General features: G+C 59.9%; 18 protein-coding genes. 7 read left to right on the forward strand and 11 right to left on the reverse strand.

The features are described 5' to 3' along the window. Nucleotides 1-114: 114 nt before the first annotated feature. The 6 genes from WMO44_RS13370 to WMO44_RS13395 all read right to left on the reverse strand — a co-directional run bounded on the left by WMO44_RS13370 (nucleotide 115) and on the right by WMO44_RS13395 (nucleotide 4,185). Nucleotides 115-1,065 carry an ROK family glucokinase gene (locus WMO44_RS13370; RefSeq protein ID WP_242983260.1) on the reverse strand — a complete coding sequence of 317 codons (951 nt, stop codon included), beginning with the start codon at nucleotides 1,063-1,065 and terminating at the stop codon, nucleotides 115-117. A gap of 150 nt (nucleotides 1,066-1,215) precedes the next feature. Further along, nucleotides 1,216-2,100, reverse strand: coding sequence for a fumarylacetoacetate hydrolase family protein (locus WMO44_RS13375; RefSeq protein WP_113992453.1), 885 nt, complete (start codon nucleotides 2,098-2,100; stop codon nucleotides 1,216-1,218). 15 nt (nucleotides 2,101-2,115) lie between these two features. After that, nucleotides 2,116-2,667 carry a DJ-1 family glyoxalase III gene (locus WMO44_RS13380; RefSeq protein ID WP_249252934.1) on the reverse strand — a complete coding sequence of 184 codons (552 nt, stop codon included), beginning with the start codon at nucleotides 2,665-2,667 and terminating at the stop codon, nucleotides 2,116-2,118. A gap of 88 nt (nucleotides 2,668-2,755) precedes the next feature. Further along, nucleotides 2,756-3,049, reverse strand: coding sequence for a YerC/YecD family TrpR-related protein (locus WMO44_RS13385; RefSeq protein WP_097779415.1), 294 nt, complete (start codon nucleotides 3,047-3,049; stop codon nucleotides 2,756-2,758). A 111-nt stretch (nucleotides 3,050-3,160) separates the two neighbouring features. Beyond that, nucleotides 3,161-3,655: a GNAT family N-acetyltransferase gene (locus tag WMO44_RS13390; protein WP_097783334.1), complete on the reverse strand. Its 495-nt coding sequence runs from the start codon at nucleotides 3,653-3,655 to the stop codon at nucleotides 3,161-3,163. A gap of 8 nt (nucleotides 3,656-3,663) precedes the next feature. Continuing rightward, a complete protein-coding gene (locus WMO44_RS13395) occupies nucleotides 3,664-4,185 on the reverse strand; it encodes a nitroreductase family protein (protein ID WP_015537659.1) in 522 nt (173 codons plus the stop codon). Nucleotides 4,186-4,583: 398 nt separating this feature from the next. Here WMO44_RS13395 and WMO44_RS13400 point away from each other — a divergent pair, with 398 nt between their 5' ends. The 4 genes from WMO44_RS13400 (at nucleotide 4,584) to nagA (ending at nucleotide 9,124) form a co-directional block, all read left to right on the forward strand. Next, nucleotides 4,584-5,174, forward strand: a complete 591-nt coding sequence (locus WMO44_RS13400) for an RICIN domain-containing protein (RefSeq protein WP_113621550.1) — start codon at nucleotides 4,584-4,586, stop codon at nucleotides 5,172-5,174. A 194-nt stretch (nucleotides 5,175-5,368) separates the two neighbouring features. After that, nucleotides 5,369-5,878 carry an NUDIX hydrolase gene (locus WMO44_RS13405; RefSeq protein ID WP_055186465.1) on the forward strand — a complete coding sequence of 170 codons (510 nt, stop codon included), beginning with the start codon at nucleotides 5,369-5,371 and terminating at the stop codon, nucleotides 5,876-5,878. A gap of 286 nt (nucleotides 5,879-6,164) precedes the next feature. Then, nucleotides 6,165-7,628 carry a PTS transporter subunit EIIC gene (locus tag WMO44_RS13410; protein ID WP_097783338.1) on the forward strand — a complete coding sequence of 488 codons (1,464 nt, stop codon included), beginning with the start codon at nucleotides 6,165-6,167 and terminating at the stop codon, nucleotides 7,626-7,628. A 368-nt stretch (nucleotides 7,629-7,996) separates the two neighbouring features. Next, nucleotides 7,997-9,124 carry an N-acetylglucosamine-6-phosphate deacetylase gene (gene nagA / locus WMO44_RS13415; RefSeq protein WP_097779420.1) on the forward strand — a complete coding sequence of 376 codons (1,128 nt, stop codon included), beginning with the start codon at nucleotides 7,997-7,999 and terminating at the stop codon, nucleotides 9,122-9,124. Between the two features lie 104 nt (nucleotides 9,125-9,228). Here the strand turns inward: nagA and WMO44_RS13420 are convergent, their stop codons facing one another. The 5 genes from WMO44_RS13420 to WMO44_RS13440 all read right to left on the reverse strand — a co-directional run bounded on the left by WMO44_RS13420 (nucleotide 9,229) and on the right by WMO44_RS13440 (nucleotide 10,931). After that, on the reverse strand, nucleotides 9,229-9,741 hold the full coding sequence (locus WMO44_RS13420; RefSeq protein ID WP_118658597.1) for a PTS sugar transporter subunit IIA: 513 nt from the start codon (nucleotides 9,739-9,741) through the stop codon (nucleotides 9,229-9,231). Between the two features lie 243 nt (nucleotides 9,742-9,984). Then, a complete protein-coding gene (locus WMO44_RS13425; RefSeq protein ID WP_349152887.1) occupies nucleotides 9,985-10,323 on the reverse strand; it encodes a GIY-YIG nuclease family protein in 339 nt (112 codons plus the stop codon). Nucleotides 10,324-10,334: 11 nt separating this feature from the next. After that, nucleotides 10,335-10,541, reverse strand: coding sequence for a hypothetical protein (locus WMO44_RS13430; RefSeq protein WP_097779422.1), 207 nt, complete (start codon nucleotides 10,539-10,541; stop codon nucleotides 10,335-10,337). 21 nt (nucleotides 10,542-10,562) lie between these two features. Then, on the reverse strand, nucleotides 10,563-10,715 hold the full coding sequence (locus WMO44_RS13435) for a hypothetical protein (RefSeq protein WP_349152888.1): 153 nt from the start codon (nucleotides 10,713-10,715) through the stop codon (nucleotides 10,563-10,565). Between the two features lie 30 nt (nucleotides 10,716-10,745). Continuing rightward, a complete protein-coding gene (locus tag WMO44_RS13440) occupies nucleotides 10,746-10,931 on the reverse strand; it encodes a hypothetical protein (protein ID WP_055186471.1) in 186 nt (61 codons plus the stop codon). Nucleotides 10,932-11,185: 254 nt separating this feature from the next. On the opposite strand from WMO44_RS13440, the gene WMO44_RS13445 reads away from it, so the two are divergent. The 3 genes from WMO44_RS13445 (at nucleotide 11,186) to WMO44_RS13455 (ending at nucleotide 14,777) form a co-directional block, all read left to right on the forward strand. Further along, the gene (locus WMO44_RS13445) at nucleotides 11,186-12,286 is read left to right on the forward strand and encodes a BRCT domain-containing protein (protein WP_349152889.1); all 1,101 of its coding nucleotides are present in this window, start codon (nucleotides 11,186-11,188) and stop codon (nucleotides 12,284-12,286) included. A gap of 175 nt (nucleotides 12,287-12,461) precedes the next feature. Next, nucleotides 12,462-13,685 carry a DUF3048 domain-containing protein gene (locus tag WMO44_RS13450; RefSeq protein ID WP_349152890.1) on the forward strand — a complete coding sequence of 408 codons (1,224 nt, stop codon included), beginning with the start codon at nucleotides 12,462-12,464 and terminating at the stop codon, nucleotides 13,683-13,685. Nucleotides 13,686-13,697: 12 nt separating this feature from the next. Further along, on the forward strand, nucleotides 13,698-14,777 hold the full coding sequence (locus WMO44_RS13455) for a DUF3048 domain-containing protein (protein ID WP_349152891.1): 1,080 nt from the start codon (nucleotides 13,698-13,700) through the stop codon (nucleotides 14,775-14,777). Nucleotides 14,778-14,905 lie beyond the last annotated feature (128 nt).

The raw sequence follows: 14,905 nt of genomic DNA on the forward strand, positions 1-14,905 counted from the left end.
TCTCTTTTGGTGTCAAAAGAGAACATCCCTCGGCAAGCAGAACCTTTCCCCGCAAAAACAAAACCAGCCAAGCCCGCAGGCTTGGCTGGTTTGAAAGCTATCGGTATTCCCTGATCAGGCACCCACGATCAGGCGCACGGCACCATAGATGCCGGCGTCGTTGCCAAGGCTGGCGGCCTTGATGGGGGTCTCCTTGCAGGACTGGAAGGCGTACTCCTTGTAGTGGCGCACCAGCGGGTTGAACAAAATCTCCCCCGCGCGGGCCACGCCGCCGCCGATCATGAACATTTCGGGGTCGGTGGTGGCGGCAATGTTTGCCAGTGCCATGCCCAGCGTGGAGGCCATCTCGTCCACCTCGCGGGCGGCCAGTGCGTCCCCGGCGCGGGCTGCGTCGAACACGTCCTTGGCTTCAAAGTCCTTGCCGCGCAGGGTGCAGGCGGTGTCCGGGTTTGCGTCCAGCAGCTTCTTCATGCAGCGCACAACGCCGGTGGCGCTGGAATACTGCTCCAGACAGCCGCGCTTGCCGCAGCCGCAGACTGCGGTCTCGTGGGGGTTGACGGTGATGTGGCCGATCTCGCCGCCGGCACCGTGAGCGCCGTCGATGACCTTGCCGTTCACGATGACGCCGCCGCCCACGCCGGTGCCCAGCGTGACCATGACGGCGCTGCGGCAGCCCTGTGCCGCGCCCATCCAGATCTCGCCCAAAGCAGCCACGTTGGCGTCATTGCCCACCAGCACCCGGATGCCGCCCAGCAGCTCGCTGAGCTCAATGGACACGTTGCGGTTGCCCCAGCCGCCAAGGTTTGCACACACGATGGGCACGATGCTGGAATCCAGCACCGGGCCGGGCACGCCCAGACCGACACCCTCGACTTCGTCTGCGGACAGACCCTTTTCCTGCATCTTCTGCTGCACGGCAGCAGCCAGATTTTCCAGAATGTGAGCACCGTTATTGGAAGTATCGGTGCTTACCTCCCACTTTTCCAGCAGCTTGCCGCTGGTGGTGAACAGGCCGACCTTGGCGGTGGTGCCGCCCAGATCGATGCCAAATGCGTATTCCTTCATGTCATTTACCCCTTTGATGCGGATGCGCCGCATTTTTTATCAGTATTTTATAGTATACCATATTTTTCCGCAAAAGAGCAGTACTGCGGCGGCATTTCGTGCAATCGGACTGAAATCCGTGTAAAATTTTGGGCAGTTCCACAAGGAGATTCAGCGCACGGTGTTGGTCAGCGTGCCGATCCCTTCGATCTCGCACTGCACGGTGTCGCCCGGGTGCAAAAACTGCGGCGGGTCCATGCCCATGCCCACCCCGGCAGGGGTGCCGGTGGCGATGATGGTACCGGCTTTCAGGGTCATGCCCTGCGAAAGCTCGTGGATGACGTGATCGATATCAAAAATTTGCAGCTTGGTGTTGGAATCCTGCCGCAGCTCGCCGTTCACCCGGCTGCGGATGGGCAGCGCGGGCGGGTAGGTGTCGAATTCGTCGGCGGTGACGATGCAGGGCCCCATGGGGGTAAAGCCGTCCAGACTTTTGCCGAAATACCACTGCTTGTGGGCGGTCTGTACGTCCCGGGCGGAGACATCGTTCAGGATGGTGTAGCCGAACACATAGTCTTTGGTCTGCCCGGCGGGCACATCCTTGGCATCCTTGCCCAGCACCACAGCCAGCTCACACTCGTAGTCCAGCTTCTGCACAAGGTCGGTGTGCGCCTCGATGAAGCCGCCGTCCGGTACCGCGCGGCTGACCCGCTTGGAGAAGTAGATGGCGTCCTGATGCTGGGTGGAAAAGGCATCCGCAGAGTACTTTTCGGCTTCGTCCGAGTGCGCCATATAGTTGATGCCCAGACAGACCACGTCCTGCGCGGGGCAGGGGATGGGACTTTGCAGGGTGACGGCTTCCACCGGCAGCGCGGGGATGCCGCTGATGGCCAGCTGCAAACCGAACCGCACCTGCGGGGTGAGAAAGGGGATGGCGTCGGACAGGGTCTCGTAGGAGAGCCCCAGCCAGCTCAGCGGCCAGACCTGTGTGCCGTCCTGCGAGAGGATGGCGGGGTCCTCCACACCGTCCGGCAGGCGGCAGGTGACAAAACGCATACAGTCTCCCTCCTCTCAGTGCCGGTAGGCGATGGCGCTGCGGATGCGGTCGGCTTCGGCGTCTCCCGCCAGCTGGCGCACCAGCTCCAGCGCAAAGGGGATAGCGCCGCCCAGACCGTAGCTGGTGGTGATGTTGCCATCCACGACCACCTCGGTGTCCAGCACATGGGCGCCGGCCAGCTTGTCCTGAAATGCAGCGTGGGCGGTGGCGTTTTTGCCCTCCAGCAGACCCAGTGCCGCCAGCACGCTGGGCGCAGCGCAGATGGCGGCTACCTTTTTGCCCGCCTTTGCAAAGGCGGCGCAGGTGTCGGTCACCGTCTTGTTGGCGGCAAGGTTCGGCGTGCCGGGAATGCCGCCGGGCAGTACCACCAGATCTACGTCGGAATAATCGACCTCCTCTGCCAGCGCATCGGCGGTGATATGCACCTTATGGCTGCTCAAAATCTCCCGGCTGCCGGAAGCACTGGCCACCAGCACCTCCACCTTGGCGCGGCGGAGCAGGTCCACCACCAGCAGTGCCTCGCACTCCTCGGTGCCTTCCGCAAAAAATACAACAGCTTTTGCCATAAGAAAAACCTCCTGTTCAAATATCAAAAAGAAAAGCCGCGTGCCGCAGCTTTGGGCAATGCCCTTTTGGCGGTACGCGGCCTTTGTGTCAGTCAGCGGACTTTTTTTCAGCTTCCAGCAGCGCACGCAGTACACTGTCGTCTGCGCTCAGCACCCGGCTGACCCGGCTGATGATGGCGCTGGACGCACCGGTCTTGTCCATGATCTCGGTGTAGATGCACTTGTCGGCCAGCAGCTCGGCAATGTTGTAGCGCTGCTCCATTGCGCTGAGCTCCGAATAGCTGCACACGTCCTGCAGAAAACGATAGCATTCCTCCGGGGTCTTGAGCTGCAGAAAAGCCTGGTACAGGCCGGAGTTGCCGGTGGGATGATCTTTCGCCATGATAGTCTCCTTTTTTGCACAGAATGCCCGCAGACAGCGGCTTTATTACACTACATCAGTGTAGTACAAACGCGGATAAATTTCAATGGCTATTTTGTGATTTTTCGGAAATCAGCTCAGGGTATGCTCATACACCAGCTCGTTGCGGGGTACGGTGCCGTTTTCCTGCTCGGCGGGGCGCAGTTCGCGGTAGCGCAGTGCCTTGAAGAACTGCTGCACCGGCAGCGCCTTGGCGTGGATGGTGCACCACACCCGGCCTTTGCCCTCGCCCTTGGCCAGCCGCTCACAGGTCTGCACGATGTCCCTGCCGATAGCTTTGCCGCGGTATTCCGGCTTGAGGTACAGGTGCATCAGGTGCAGGGCGGTGTTCTCCATCTTCCACGCAAAGTAGCCGATGAGCTTGCCCCCCAGAAACACCAGAAAATAGTTCACGTCGTTGTCGATGTCCGTTTCAATGGCGTCGGCGCTTTGCAGCTCCTCCACAAGGGTGTCCAGCTGCTTTGCGGGGTAGTAGCGCTTGTAGACCTCGTGCCACAGCTCGCTGGCAAGGTCGGCGGTGTTGTGGATGTATTTGGCCTTTGCGACCAGCTTGTAATCAGGCTTCATAAAACTCCTTATACTTTTACGATGTAATCCGGCTTGCGGGGTGCGGCGGGCTTGGGCGCGGCGGCGGGGTAGCCCAGAATGCAGTGGCCTACGCCGATCCAGTCCCCCTCAATGCCCCACTTTTTCAGCAGTGCTTTGCCCTCGGCGGAGTCGAACTCCTCCCGGGCGCGGTTGATCCAGCAGCTGCCCAGCCCCAGCGATGCGGCAGCCAGCATCAGGTTGCCCATGACAAGGCTGCCGTCCTGCACGGCGCAGTTTGCGTGGGCATCGGCCAGCACCACCAGAATGGTGGGTGCGCCGTACATGGGGTCGCTGTCGGTGCCCATGACGGCGGCGTTCATCCGGGTCAGCTGGGCGCGGGTAGCGGCATCCTGCACGACCACGATCTTAGCGCTCTGGCGTCCCATAGCGCTGGCGGCGTAGGTGCCGGCCTCCAGCACGGCGTCCAGCTCGGCATCCGTGATCTGCCGGGGCTCGTAGGCGCGGCAGCTGCGGCGGCTGCGAATGGTTTGTAAAGTCTCGTTAGTCATGAAAGATCCCCTCCTTAATAGTGGATGGCTTTATTGTACCACAACCTGCGCCGGAGTGCAAAGTGCCCGCCGGTAAAAACCATCGGAATCAATTTCCGCTTAAAGGCTTCCCCCGTCCGGGGGAAGCTGTCACCGCAGGTGACTGATGAGGGCGCAGGCAAGCAGCAGCTTGCGGGAAATTACCCCTCATCCGCTTCACTTCGTTCAGCACCTTCCCCCCAAGGGGTGAAGGCTTTTGTCCTGAGGCAAGGTGCAGATTTAATTTTCGAAAACGTTTGCGGCGCAAAAACACGACAGAATGCACAAAAAACAAAAGAAAGATTATGGAAAAGCATTCTTGTTGCCAGCGGGCAAATCGGGTATAATAGGGCTACCATAGCGGAAAGGAGTTGTGCTCTATGGCAAAGGCATCGCAGGTCGTCATTATGGAGGGGGAATACTATATTATCAAGGCCCCCAACGGGAAGGTACTGGAAGTAAAGGATTTCAACACGGAGAACGGCGCCGGCATCCAGCTGTGGAGTTATGCGGGGCATCCGTGGCAGCAGTGGCAGTTTGTGGACGCGGGCGAGGGACGCTGGCGCATCCAGAACCGCTTTACCGGCAAGATGATCGATCTGGCACTTGGCGGCGTGGTGGAGGGTACATGGCTGCACCAGTGGAGCCGCACCAGCGGGCTGAGCCAGTGCTGGGCACTGGAGCCTACCCGCAGCGGGCGCACCCGCATCCGCAATGTGCTGGCGGATAAGTACATCGACCTTGTGGGCATGAACACCGCCAACGGCGCACAGGCGCAGATCTGGAACTATGTGGCGGGCGGCAATCAGGAGTGGACGCTGGAACGCATCGACCCTGACGTTGCCCAGACCGGCAAGCGCGCCGGGGAGGCAAAAGACCCCCAGCCCACGCCCAGCCAGCGCAAGCACCAGAACGATCTGGTGCGCAAGCTGAACAGCGCAGGCAAGGGCCGCGCCGGGCGCAAGGCATAAATCGAAAAACGCTTCCGCTGCTTTGCGTGGGCATCCGCAGCGGAAACACTTCCCAAAGGGCTGCTGCACAGCGTTTCATGCAGCAGCCCTTTCTTATGAAAAAAGATACGCGTATGCCGCCGCGCAGCGGCGGCATACGGTAAGCATTCTCGCCAGCTGGCGAAAAAACATCGGACAAAAAAGGAGAGCGACCCATGAACTTAGGCGCATTTATGGACCCGGAATTTCCCATCTTCAGCACCACCCTTTGCTATCTGGAGCGGGAGGACGCTTACCTGATGCTGCACCGCATCAAAAAGCAGGACGACTACAACCACGACAAATGGGTGGGCGTGGGCGGCAAATTTGAACGGTTTGAAAGCCCGGAGGACTGCCTTGTGCGGGAGGTGCGGGAGGAGACCGGCCTTACCCTGACGCGCTACCGCGCCCGGGGACTGCTGACCTTTGTGTGGGGCAACATGACCGAGTTTATCCACCTGTACACCGCCGACCGGTGGGAGGGCGAGATGATAAGGGGCGATGCCTGCGCCGAGGGAGAACTGCAGTGGGTGAAAAAGTCTGAGGTGCAAAAACTGCCCATCTGGGAGGGGGACAAGCTCTTTTTCCGTCTGCTGGAGGAAGAACACCCCTACTTTTCCCTCAAGCTGGTGTATGACGGCGACACCCTGAAACAGGCCGTGCTGGACGGAAAACGCATCGTATAAAAAAGTGCAAAATATATGGACTTATGGTGGGATGCAACTGTTTGGACAAAATAGACATAAAAAGAAAAGATTTTTCAGCACTTAAATCAGGACGCGTGCAGAAAAAACAAAAAATACTGACAGATGTGCCATCAAATAAGGACTTTTGGCGCATTTTAATGGAAAAAAGAAAAAACCACTTTCTTTTTTTGCAAAAATATGTTACTATTCTGTTACGGAACTGTGGACAGCCTGCAACCAGAGACTGTCTGTAAACACAAACATTCTTTAAGGAGGAATGTGTCTTATGATGAAGTATCTCCAGAAACTGGGCAAAGCGCTGATGCTTCCCGTCGCTGTGCTGCCGATCTGCGGCATCCTGATGGGCATCGGCTACGCTCTGGCTCCCGCTGTTATGGGTGCCGAGGGCGCAACTTCCGGCGCAGCATACACCGTCGGCTTCCTGCTCATCAAGGCAGGCGGCGCTCTGATCGATAACATGGCATGGCTGTTTGCCATCGGTGCCGCTGTCGGCCTTGCTGACAACGACGGTACCGCAGGTCTGGCCGGTCTGGTCAGCTTCCTGATGATGCAGCAGCTGCTGAACCCCGGCGTGGTCAGCGCTGTGCGCCACATCGAAGAGGGCACCGCTACCTACATTGCATACCAGAAGGTCGCCGGCAACTCCTTCATCGGCATTCTGGCTGCCGTCATCGGCGCTGCCTGCTACAACAAGTTCAAGGATACCCAGCTGCCTGACTGGCTGGCATTCTTCTCCGGCAAGCGCTTTGTTGCAATCGCTACCGGTCTGATCTCCATCGTAGCATCTGTTGTTCTGCTGTTCGTCTGGCCGCTGATCTTCGGTGCACTGGTCGCTCTGGGCAAAGGCATCGTCGGCATGGACGGCATCGGCGCAGGCATCTACGCTTTCCTGAACCGTCTGCTGATCCCCACCGGTCTGCACCACGCTCTGAACAACGTGTTCTGGTTCGACACCATCGGTCTGGGCGACCTGACCCACTTCTGGGCAGGTGAGACCAGCGCTGATGTGGGCTGGAGCCTTGGCATGTACATGTCCGGCTTCTTCCCCTGCATGATGTTCGGTATTGCCGGTGCTGCTCTGGCTATGGTCAAGACCGCTAAGAACAAGAAAGCTGCTATTGGTCTGGTCGTCTCCGCTGCAATCTGCGCATTCGTCTGCGGCGTTACCGAGCCCTTCGAGTTCGGCTTCATGTTCCTGTGCTTCCCGCTGTACGTTGTGTACTCCGCTCTGTACGGCATCTTCACCATCATCACCTACTACTCCGGTTTCCGTGCTGGCTTCTGCTTCTCCGCAGGCGCTACCGACTTGGTGTTCTCCGCTTCCCTGCCCGCAGCTGCTAAGACTTGGATGATCATTCCTCTGGGCATCGCAGCATTCTTGGTGTTCTACTTCGTGTTCTACTTCGCCATCACCAAGTTCGACCTGAAGACCCCCGGCCGTGAGGATGACGACGAGGAAGCTGAGAAGAAGGTCGTTCTGGCTAACAACAACTACACCGAAGTCGCTTCTGCTGTTCTGGCTGCTGTCGGCGGCAAGGAGAACGTGAAGGACGTTGGTTACTGCGCAACCCGTCTGCGTTTTGAGGTGAAGGATAACGCTAAGGTCGATGAGAAGGCCGTCAAGGCTGCCGGTGCTGCCGGTGTCATCCGTCCCAGCAAGAACGCTTGCCAGGTCATCATCGGCACCAAGGTGCAGTTCGTCTACGACGAGCTGAAGAAGATGCTGTGATCCTGCACTTCTGAAAAGAATGAACTGCAAAAGTCTGGTTGATTTTGCAGTATGAACCGGGCCGCCGGGGGCGGGGTGCACAGCGCCCCCTCCCGGCGGCCCGCTTTTTATGCACAGCGGTACAATGTTCACACAAAAGGACTTTTGAAAAAACACCCGGCGTGCTATACTGGGTGAAAAGCAAGAAGCTGTTTTCGTAAGCGGGGTGCGCCGAACGACGAGGATTTTTGTCCGCAGACAAGGCGATTTTCCGCAGCAATCCTTGGTGGATTGCAAGGGAAAGCAACGCAGTATGCGAGCAAAAAGACCGTTCGGGCGGTGTGCAATGCTTATGAAAACGGCTTCAAGGAAAGAACGAGGTGTTTTGTATGATCCTTCAGAATGCACTGGTCTATACCCCACGCCACACCTTTGAGCGCGGCACCATCGTCATCCGCGATGGCCGCATCGTGCCCTTTGCCGCCCCGGAAGAGGGCGAGGAGGTGCTGGACGCCGAGGGGCTGTACGCCCTGCCGGGCCTTGTGGATATCCACTTCCACGGGGCAATGGGCAAGGATTTCTGCGACGGCACCGAGGAGGCCATCCAGACGCTGGCTGATTTTGAGGCCAGCAAGGGCGTGCTGGCCATCTGCCCCGCTACCATGACCTACCCGGAGGAGTTTCTGAATAAGGTGATGGACGCCGCTGCCGCCCATAAAAACGGCAAGGGTGCCGACCTTGTGGGCATCAACATGGAGGGCCCCTTCATCAGCCCCAAAAAAGTGGGCGCACAGAACCCGGAGTATGTGCAGGGCGCAGACGCCGCCATGTTCCGCCGCCTGCAGAAGCGTGCGGGCGGTCTGATCAAGCTGGTGGACGTTGCCCCGGAGGAGCCGGGCAATCTGGACTTTATCCGGGAGTGCCATAACGAGGTGCGCATCTCTATCGCCCACACCTGCACCGACTACGACACCGCTGTCAAGGCTTTTGAAGCCGGTGCCACCCACATGACCCACCTGTACAACGCCATGCCCGGCATCACTCACCGTGCGCCCGGCCCCATCATTGCGGCCATGGAGCACGATGCCGAGGTGGAGCTCATCACCGATAACGTGCACATCCACCCCGCCGTGGTGCGGTTCACCTTCAACACCTTCGGGGACGACCGCGTCTGCCTGATCGCAGACAGCGCCATGTCCTGTGGCCTGCCGGACGGCCAGTACAGTCTGGGCGGACAGGCTATTACGGTCAAGGGCCCCCGCGCTACCCTGACCGAGCACCCGGACACCATTGCGGGCAGCAACACCTGCCTGTACGACTGCATGAAGCGCGCTGTGCTGGAAATGAACGTGCCGCTGGAAAGCGCCGTCCGCGCCGCCAGCGAGACCCCCGCCAAGAGCATCGGCGTGGATAACGATTACGGCAGCCTTGCCGCCGGACGCTACGGCAACGTCATCCTTGCGGATAAGGAGCTGAACATCAAGGCCGTCATCCAGAAGGGCGTCCGCATCGTCTGAGCTTCGTAAAAAAGGTGATGCCCGGCATCACGCTGTAAAAATATATTTTCCACAAAAAAGAGGCCGCTGCGCGATTGCAGCGGCCTCTTTGTGATGCAAAAAAATCAGACCTTGAACAGCGGGGTGCCGGGGGCAACATCACCCTCTGCCAGCATCTTCACTTCGTCGCCGGCGCCATCGGTCACGATGATAGCGGTGGCGGTGGGGTGACCTGCGGCGCGGACGGCGTCCAGATCCACCTTCAGCAGCGGAGTGCCTGCGGAGACCTTCTGGTTCTCCTTGACCAGAGCGGTAAAGCCCTGACCCTTCATGTCCACGGTGTCCATGCCGACGTGGATCAGCAGCTCGATGCCGTCGTTGCTGGTAATGCCAACAGCGTGCAGGGTGGTGGCGATCTGGGTCACAGTACCGTCAAAGGGGGCGTATACGGTGTCGCCGGTGGGCTCGATGCCGCAGCCGGGGCCCAGAATGCCCTGTGCAAAGGTTTCGTCCGGGATGTCGGCCTGTGCCAGCACCTTGCCCTGCAGCGGGGTCAGCACGGTCTTGCTCTGGTTGGTGAACTTAGCGGTGTTTTCGTCCTTGGACTTGCCGCCAAAAAGCTTGTCAAAAAAACCCATAAGTATCATTCCTTCCTGTCATCATGCAAGGGCGGCAAAGGTAACAAAATGTTTGCCGACCCTGAAGTGTTTACCTGTATAAAAAGATACCATATCGCGCACCAAAATGCAAGAAAAGCGGGGACTTTTTCTCCATGCTATCAGGGCAGAGGGCTCTGCCTTTTTACCGGGGTGCGGAACAGCAAAAAAGACACCGGCCGAAGCTGGTGTCTTTTCAGGTTCCCGGGGGCTGCCACGGAAGCGTCACTTCCCGGCGGGTCTGCCTTCCCCGCCTTTGGAGCGGTTCAGGGTGGGGTGGTGCTTCTCGATGGACTGCTGCTCGTGCTCCCGGCGGGTACGGGAGGTGGAGCGGCCGTCGGCCACCATGTACTCAAGGGTGCTGCCGCAGCCCTGAGCGGTGGGCAGCTTACCGCTGCGGATATGCTCCCGCATACGCCGGGCGAGATCGTTGGTCTCCCCGATGTATGTAATGCAGCCGGAGCCGTCCCGCATCCGGTACTCGCCGGGACTATTGGGCGGCCTGTGTCCGGCCCCGGTGGTGGGGTCGAATTTCCACGGGCGGCCTGCCTTGTAGATGGACATAGGATACCTCCTTATCGGTGGCCTCCGCGCCTGCGGAGGGGAAGTTCTGCGGTAGGAAAACTGGCAGGGAATGCGGGCTGCGGCAGATGCTGCGGCTCTGGGGAGCACTGCGCTTTGCCGCAGTACCGGCACACCAGACCGAGGTCGCCGGTCGAGGGGTTATAGCTGTAGGTGCGGCGGCAGTGGACGCACTGCCGGGTCATGGGCAGCAGGCTCATGCAGAAACCCTCCTTTCCGGGTCAGCGGCGGTCGCTGTCGTGCTCCCGGGCGTCCCGGGAGATCTCGGCTGCGTCGGACAGGGCCTTGAGCCCGATGGCGGCGAGGAACAGCCCGCCGACGGGCGGGGTGGTGGAGACCACAGCGGCCGTAGCCGCAGTGAGAAGCGTGAACATACGGACACACCTCCTTTCCTGCCGGGGCGCTCAGGCGAGCTGGCGCGCTGCGGCCTCGGTACCCTGCACGGTGCAGGCTGCCGCAGTGGTCCCGGCACCGATCAGGGTGCCGACAGCCGTGCCGGTGGCGACGGACGTGCCGGTGATGGTGGCGATGGCGCCGCCGATGGTGCCGCCCAGCGTTGCGCCGGCGATAACGGTAGAAAGAATAAACATGATAGACCCTCCTGTTGCAGATTACATGAACGAAAACGAAATGAGCCGGAACCTGCCCGGGAAGCTGCGCTCTGGCGGCTCCCGTGGGGGTGGCTCCCTTGACTGTGGCTTTATTATACAGCAGCCTGAATGGAATTCCTAGGTGACAAAAAACTTTATTTTTTGTTCCAATTCAGGTAGAGATATGCTATAATCGCCTTATAAAAGTACCGGTACGGAACGAATGCCTGTTTTTGAGCCTGCGGAGGTGCAAGATGCTGTTTTCGGAGCTTGAGGAAGTTCTGGAGGATCTTTCCAGAAACAAACAGCGGCTGACTGTGAGCCGCCATGCCTACAATATCCTGCTTCAGGATGACGAGATCTTTGAACCGGACAAAAAACAAAATCGCTCCGGCGGCGACCCCTCTTCTACACTGGTCAACCAGCTTTTCCAGAACCTTTACGAAACGGCGGAGTCCTCCATCTGGATGCGGCTCGGCGCGGAAAAGGAAAAGCTTGCCGAGTACTTCCATGGGCAGGAGAACGCCGAAGCCTGTACCGTGGCGGTGCTTGCACTGCTGCAGGAACAGCTTGAAGAAAAGGCGCGCTGCCGCCAGCAGGACAAGGGCTGCTCTTTTTTCGTCCGGCTCAGCAAGCCCGTGCTGGAAGCGCTTGCTTCCGATGAGCTGCGGAAGGATGCCGCGTTTTACGGCGACAAGGTCGGCAGCTACCTGAAAGCACTTCTGGAGGAATACTGCGCGCTGCCCTATGCGGAGCGGGAACGCATCTATTATAAGCAGCAACTGCAAAGCATCGAACTGGCCATCACCAGACAGGAAAAGCTCAAGCTTACCCTGAACAGCAGAAAAAAGCCGACCGGGGGCGCGGCTGCGCCGAACAATATCACCTACCTGAAGCCCCTGTGCATCCAGAAGGACACCGAGCAGCTCTACAATTACCTTGTCGGCATGACCTCGGCCCAGCCCGGCGGCCCATGGGGCATGGGGTGTGTCCGGCTCAGCTCCATTAAAAAGCTCAGCAGCCTGAAATGCAGCGGCTTCATCAGCGCTGACGACCGGCGGAAGATCGCAGAGACGATCCAGAAAAACGGGGTGCAGTACCTGCCGGAGCAGGGGGCAGGGCAGACCATCCTTGTCCGGTTGACGCCATCCGGGGAAAGAAAGTACCAGCAGATCCTTCATCTCCGGCCGCAGTACGCCCGGAAAGAGGGGGCAGTGTACACCTTTACCTGCACACAGCGTCAGGTGGAAAACTACTTTTTCAAGTTCGGCCACGATGCCAGGATCCTTGCCCCGCAGGAGCTGGCAGATAAATTCAAGCGGATGTATGAATCGGCGGCAGAGCAGTACGAGTGAAAAACCGCAAAATCCTTTCCCGCGCGGGCGCTAATTTTCACTTTACAAACGCCGCAAGAACCGTTACAATTACAATCAAAGCAATGCCGAAAGGCCGTTCGTTTTCATCCACCGTGCGCAACCGTTCCGACAGCGCCGGGGCTGCGCAGAACACTCTTATCAGGAGGTTTTTTGCATGAAAAAGATCACACGCCGTACCGTTCTTCGTGCCTCGGGGCTGGCAGCCGCCTCGCTGGCTCTGTCCGGCTGCGCACCCACCGGCAGCGCCTGTGTGGGTAACGGTTTTTCCGACTGGCTGCAGCAGACCCTCGGGAAGAGCGGCAGCGCTGCCTCTTCTGAAAGCACCGAAGCCGCTGCCCCGGACGCCGGAGCTGCGTCTGAAGCCCCGGCAGAAAGCGCCGACAGCAGCCTGCCCGCCTACAACGCCGACCCCCTTACCGGTGAGCCCCGCCGCAGCAATGGCCGCATGGTGGGTGTGATGGTGAACAACATCAGCAACACCCAGCGGCAGAACGCCCGCCCGCAGCGCGGCCTTGGCTCTGCCGACCTGCTCATCGAGAGCAAGGTGGAGGGTGGCATCACCCGCTTCTGTGCGGTGTACTATGACGCCAATGCCATCCCGGAAGTGGGCCCGCTGCGCTCCGGCCGCGACCAGTTCTTGCAGCTGCTCATGCCGTGGCAGGCGCTGTACTATCACGATGGCGAAAGTGCACCCTGCACCAAGTTTATCAATGTGTACAACTACTCCGGCCTGAACATCGGCGGCAAGAGCTACTTTGGTACCACCACCCATCCCCATGTGGCGCACCGCGACAGCCGCGGTCGCAATGTGGCGTATGAACACACCGAGTTCACCTCCGGTGCCGAGATCCGGCAGGCCGCTGCCAACGCGGGGATCGGGCTGCAATACCCCTACGAGAGCACCTTCTTCCGCTTTGCGGACTACCGCACCGGCGCAGAGAACAAGATGTCCGGCGCTGCCGCCGCCAAGACCATCAACATCGTGCACTCGGACAGCTACAAGACCACCTTCAGCTACAACCGCTGGGATCACCTTTACAAAATGTCCATGTACAGCCGCGCCGCCGGTGCCTTTGAGAACACCGTGGACGAGCTGACCGGCAAGCAGCTTGGCTTTACCAATCTACTGGTCTGTTTTGCGGGCATCGCGGACTACCCCGGCAACTCCGGCGGCGTGCAGCAGGTGGACTATGCGTCCGGCGGCGAGGCCTATTTCTTCACCCGGGGCGCAGTGCAGCGGGGCACATGGCAGAAAGCCTCCCCGGAGCACCCGCTCAAGGTCTATGCCGCCGACGGCAGCGAGCTGTGCTTCAACCGGGGCAAGACCTATCTGGCCATCGTGGACGACGACGAGTGGCAAAACTTCAACTATCAGTAAGGGGAGAAGCCCATGAAACGCAAATGGAGCCTGCGCCTTGGTGCAGCCGTGCTGTGCGCGGTGCTGCTGGGCAGCTGCGGGAGCACCGCCGCTGCGCCCGCAGAAAGCACCGCCCCGGCAGACCCGCTTACCGGACAGCAGCTGCTGTACCCGGAACAGCGGGCGGCGGCGGTGGTCATTGAGAACACCACCGGCAGCACTACCCAGTGGGGCATCGGCAGCGCCTCGGTGGTGCTGGAAGCCCTGACCGAGAGCGGCAGCTCCACCGAGCTGTGTCTGGTATACCCCGCCCTTGAAGCCATGCCCATCGTAGGGCCGGTGACGCGCGGGCAGGACTTATACTGGCGGCTGCTCAGCGGGCAGCAGGTGCTGCCCATCCAGTGCGGCAGCAGTGCGTACGCCAAGCGGTATCTGGAATACTATAACCTCCGCGCGGTGGACGCGCAGGAGGTGGGGCGCAATGCCTTTGTCAGCACCGGTTATAGCTGGAACAGCACGCCTTTGTGGCGCACCAGCGGCAAGGCGGTCGCCTCGGTGCTGGACAGCCTGAGCATCTCCACCGCCGTGAACCAGAACACCGCCTCCGGCAGCGAGAGCGAAACGGCAGGCGGTCTGCCTGCCCTGCTGCCCCAGCGGGACACCGGCCATCTGCCGGATGCAAACGCCGCAGATGCGGTAAAAGTGACCGTGAATTTCCAGTCCGGCGGTGCCACCGGCTTTGTCTACGATGACGCTCTTGCTGCCTACGGGATGCTGCACGCGGACGGCACCCCCCAGCTGGACGCCAACACCGGCACACAGGCAGCCTTTGACAACCTGCTCATCCTGTACAGCGGCTCTTCCCTGCGGGACGACGGCCACACGCTGGACTACGACCTTTCCATGGGCGGCGGCGTCTGGCTGAACGGCGGACACCTGTGGCAGGTCACATGGACGCAGGGCGTAGAGAGTACCCTTGCCCTCTACGATTCCAACGGCAAGCCGCTGGAGCTCCCGGCAGGGCGCAGTTACATTGCTCTGCTTTCCAGCCTTACCGGGCAGGAGCTGCTGGTGCAAAACAGCACCGGGGAAGCGCTGGTGGGCGCCGGTTGATCTCCGGCAACGGGACGATTTTAAATGCGCTCTGCGGGGAAGGTTCTGCTTGCCGAGGGATGTTCTCTTTTGGTGGCAAAAGAGAACCAGAAAACCACCAGCGATTTCGACGCGCTGGAGCCACGGAT

The organism is Faecalibacterium tardum, from assembly GCF_040096515.1.
GTDB lineage: Bacteria > Bacillota > Clostridia > Oscillospirales > Ruminococcaceae > Faecalibacterium > Faecalibacterium tardum.

What these genes read in the sequence shown, in the direction of transcription:
- WMO44_RS13395 (WP_015537659.1), bottom strand. Translation starts at nt 4,185, where the DNA reads ATGACTAACGAGACTTTACAAACCATTCGCAGCCGCCGCAGCTGCCGC.
- WMO44_RS13435 (WP_349152888.1), bottom strand. Translation starts at nt 10,715, where the DNA reads ATGTTCACGCTTCTCACTGCGGCTACGGCCGCTGTGGTCTCCACCACC.
- WMO44_RS13385 (WP_097779415.1), bottom strand. Translation starts at nt 3,049, where the DNA reads ATGGCGAAAGATCATCCCACCGGCAACTCCGGCCTGTACCAGGCTTTT.
- WMO44_RS13425 (WP_349152887.1), bottom strand. Translation starts at nt 10,323, where the DNA reads ATGTCCATCTACAAGGCAGGCCGCCCGTGGAAATTCGACCCCACCACC.
- WMO44_RS13450 (WP_349152890.1), top strand. Translation starts at nt 12,462, where the DNA reads ATGAAAAAGATCACACGCCGTACCGTTCTTCGTGCCTCGGGGCTGGCA.
- WMO44_RS13410 (WP_097783338.1), top strand. Translation starts at nt 6,165, where the DNA reads ATGATGAAGTATCTCCAGAAACTGGGCAAAGCGCTGATGCTTCCCGTC.
- WMO44_RS13380 (WP_249252934.1), bottom strand. Translation starts at nt 2,667, where the DNA reads ATGGCAAAAGCTGTTGTATTTTTTGCGGAAGGCACCGAGGAGTGCGAG.
- WMO44_RS13455 (WP_349152891.1), top strand. Translation starts at nt 13,698, where the DNA reads ATGAAACGCAAATGGAGCCTGCGCCTTGGTGCAGCCGTGCTGTGCGCG.
- WMO44_RS13370 (WP_242983260.1), bottom strand. Translation starts at nt 1,065, where the DNA reads ATGAAGGAATACGCATTTGGCATCGATCTGGGCGGCACCACCGCCAAG.
- WMO44_RS13405 (WP_055186465.1), top strand. Translation starts at nt 5,369, where the DNA reads ATGAACTTAGGCGCATTTATGGACCCGGAATTTCCCATCTTCAGCACC.
- nagA (WP_097779420.1), top strand. Translation starts at nt 7,997, where the DNA reads ATGATCCTTCAGAATGCACTGGTCTATACCCCACGCCACACCTTTGAG.
- WMO44_RS13375 (WP_113992453.1), bottom strand. Translation starts at nt 2,100, where the DNA reads ATGCGTTTTGTCACCTGCCGCCTGCCGGACGGTGTGGAGGACCCCGCC.
- WMO44_RS13430 (WP_097779422.1), bottom strand. Translation starts at nt 10,541, where the DNA reads ATGAGCCTGCTGCCCATGACCCGGCAGTGCGTCCACTGCCGCCGCACC.
- WMO44_RS13400 (WP_113621550.1), top strand. Translation starts at nt 4,584, where the DNA reads ATGGCAAAGGCATCGCAGGTCGTCATTATGGAGGGGGAATACTATATT.
- WMO44_RS13440 (WP_055186471.1), bottom strand. Translation starts at nt 10,931, where the DNA reads ATGTTTATTCTTTCTACCGTTATCGCCGGCGCAACGCTGGGCGGCACC.
- WMO44_RS13420 (WP_118658597.1), bottom strand. Translation starts at nt 9,741, where the DNA reads ATGGGTTTTTTTGACAAGCTTTTTGGCGGCAAGTCCAAGGACGAAAAC.
- WMO44_RS13445 (WP_349152889.1), top strand. Translation starts at nt 11,186, where the DNA reads ATGCTGTTTTCGGAGCTTGAGGAAGTTCTGGAGGATCTTTCCAGAAAC.
- WMO44_RS13390 (WP_097783334.1), bottom strand. Translation starts at nt 3,655, where the DNA reads ATGAAGCCTGATTACAAGCTGGTCGCAAAGGCCAAATACATCCACAAC.